The 2,819-nt window shown below is 35.8% G+C and carries 3 protein-coding genes and 1 rRNA gene; 1 reads left to right on the forward strand and 3 read right to left on the reverse strand.

What is annotated here, in order from left to right; translation table 11 throughout:
* The 3 genes from AC1DRF_RS21830 to AC1DRF_RS21840 all read right to left on the reverse strand — a co-directional run.
* Positions 1 to 200 (reverse strand): MgtC/SapB family protein (locus tag AC1DRF_RS21830; protein WP_477741683.1); only part of this gene is annotated, 200 nt, incomplete at its 3' end.
* Between the two features lie 120 nt (positions 201 to 320).
* The gene (locus AC1DRF_RS21835; RefSeq protein ID WP_477741684.1) at positions 321 to 1,907 is read right to left on the reverse strand and encodes an AMP-binding protein; all 1,587 of its coding nucleotides are present in this window, start codon (positions 1,905 to 1,907) and stop codon (positions 321 to 323) included.
* Between the two features lie 238 nt (positions 1,908 to 2,145).
* On the reverse strand, positions 2,146 to 2,340 hold the full coding sequence (locus tag AC1DRF_RS21840) for a hypothetical protein (RefSeq protein ID WP_025752735.1): 195 nt from the start codon (positions 2,338 to 2,340) through the stop codon (positions 2,146 to 2,148).
* Between the two features lie 352 nt (positions 2,341 to 2,692).
* On the opposite strand from AC1DRF_RS21840, the gene AC1DRF_RS21845 reads away from it, so the two are divergent.
* Positions 2,693 to 2,819, forward strand: a 16S ribosomal RNA gene (locus AC1DRF_RS21845); the annotation flags it as partial.

A 2,819-nucleotide genomic window follows, 5' to 3' on the forward strand; every position in this document is an offset into this window, starting at 1 on the left:
AGCGGGTCCATTGTGATATGATCACCTTTATTAAAAATTTGAGAAGACTCAATCGAAACAATTGTGAGTAAACAGCTAATAATGGAAATTACGAGAGATGTTTTTAAACCAACAGGCTTTCGTTTTAGTTCCCTTTCAATTCCAATAATAAGACCAAGTACAGCGGAAATACCTAATTTGAGCAACATTTCATTTTCCATTATTTTCACCTATTTCAATAAACATTGTTGTTTATATCTGTATGAAAGAAGAAAAACAGATATGTATCAGTATAGTAAACTTTTCTTCATAATAACAGGGTGGAATTCGAAAAAATCTGATTATTTATAAAGCGCTGCGATCTTTTCTTTCAATTTATATTTTTGAATCTTGCCGGAGGCCGTCATGGGAAAGTCGTCTATAAAATAAATATGTTCCGGAATTTTGAAATGAGCAAGCTTACCTTTGCAAAAGTCTTTGATTTCTTGAGCGGTAAGAAAAGAATGTTGCTTGAGTTTAATGCATGCAGCAACTCGTTCGCCATACTTTGGATCAGGAATACCGACAATTTGCACATCTTCTACCTCGGGTATTCTATATAAAAACTCTTCAATCTCTCTTGGGTAAATGTTTTCTCCGCCTCTAATAATCATATCTTTTAGACGTCCTGTAATTTTTACATAGCCATCCTTATCGATGGTAGCTAAATCTCCTGTATGTAGCCAACCTTCTACAATTGTTTTTTCTGTTTCTTCCGGCATTTTATAATACCCTTTCATTGTTAAATATCCTTTTGCACAAAGTTCTCCTTGTTCTCCGAAAGAAACTGGTTTACCTGTAACTGGATTAATAATTTGAATCTGTACATGATTATGAACTTTGCCAACCGTTTGTACTCGCCGCTCGATAGAATCAGTTGGTGTTGTTTGGGTGATTACAGGAGATGTTTCGGTTTGACCATACGCGATCGTAATTTCATTGATGCCCATGTCATGTATGACTCGTTTCATTACTTCTGCTGGACAATTAGAACCAGCCATGATTCCTGTGCGAAGAGTAGATAAATCATATTGATTAAACTCAAGTGCATTTAATTCCGCAATAAACATAGTTGGTACACCGTGAAGAGCTGTACATTTTTCGTTCTCTACGGTGCGTAAAACAGAGGCAGGTTGAAATTCAATAATCGGTAGCATAGTAGCACCTACAGATACGCATGCTAGAACACCCAGCACACATCCAAAGCAATGAAAGAAAGGAACTGGGATGCATAAGCGGTCTTCGTTAGTCAGTTTCATAGACTGAGCAACTAAAAAGCCGTTGTTTACTATATTATAGTGACTTAGCATAACTCCTTTTGGAAAACCTGTTGTTCCGGAAGTATATTGCATATTGATAACATCATGGATATGTAGGGATTGTTCATGCTTATCGAGAACCTCATCCGATACCATTAAGCTACTCATTAAAAACTCGTTCCAAGATGTATGTTCGCTTGATCCACTTAAGTTTATAAGATGTTTTAGTTTGGGAAGATTATGTTCAATACTAGTGATAATAGACGTATAAGAAGTGCTTTTAAATTCATCAATGAAAAATAGCGCTGTTGTATCAGAATGACTCAATACATACTCTAATTCAGAGGATTGATAACTTGTATTAAGGGTAACCAAAACAGCGCCTATTCTAGCTGCTGCGAATTGAAGAAGCAACCATTCGGGCACATTGGTAGCCCAGATAGCGATATGGTCGCCTTTTTTGAGACCAGTGGCTAGAAGTGCCTTTGCAACTCGAGAGGTTTCTTGATAAAATTCCGCGTACGTATAGCGAATATTTTGTTCAGAGTAGATAACCGCTTCTTGATGCCCAAACTTTTTTGTACTTTCTTTTAAAAGTTTTCCAACCGTTAATTCAAGCAATGGTTTCATTTGGTTTCCTCCTTGAATAATGTTAAAGTATATATGAAAGCGTTTTCTAAAAGTGGTTTATCAAATTTAAAGAAAGTGTTCCAAAAAATCATTCGACAAATTCCTTCACTGTCCATCGTACGTATGAAGAAGAGAAGTGACTGAAGTTATCACATTGATTTCAATAAGTAAGTATACTGAATGCGAATATTGTAATAAAATAAAGAAATGTCTCCTTTTTATAAGAAGACAATGCATGTTAATAAAGAATGGTATAAAAATATGAAGTAAACAAACAAAAAATCATGCTGAATGTTGAAAGTGAAATAAATGAAAGGCCGTTGACTTTGCCTTCTTTATTAGACATTTGAATTGATTCCCAATAAGCAAGTGAAATTAAGAGAATAGACATGCAAAAGGACAAATAGAGTGCAGCTGCAATTAAGGTACCCAAGTGAACGCCTCCTTGGCGGATAATGATTTAATAGACATTATGCTAGTGTGGCTCTAGATATGCTAGTATCTATTAATTGGCTAACGTTTCGTTTGCAAGAAAATAGTTTTTAAAAATATATCGAAAAACTATTGCACAATAAAAGAAGGCATGGTATATTATTAAATGTCGCTAAGATGAACTGCTAAAGCAAATATCGAAGCGATAAACAAATAAAAAACTTGTTGACAACTAGGTTGCAACTTGTTATGATGGTAAAGTCGCTTAAGAGCGGCGGTTGAACTTTGAAAACTGAACAAAGCGACAAACGTCAACGTTAAATTTTATTTTTTAATTGAGCAAGTCAAACATTTCTTCGGAGAGTTTGATCCTGGCTCAGGATGAACGCTGGCGGCGTGCCTAATACATGCAAGTCGAGCGAACYGATTAGAAGCTTGCTTCTATGACGTTAGCGGCGGACGGGTGAGTAACACGTGGGC

It is taken from the genome of Priestia sp. P5_B4 (assembly GCF_056400385.1).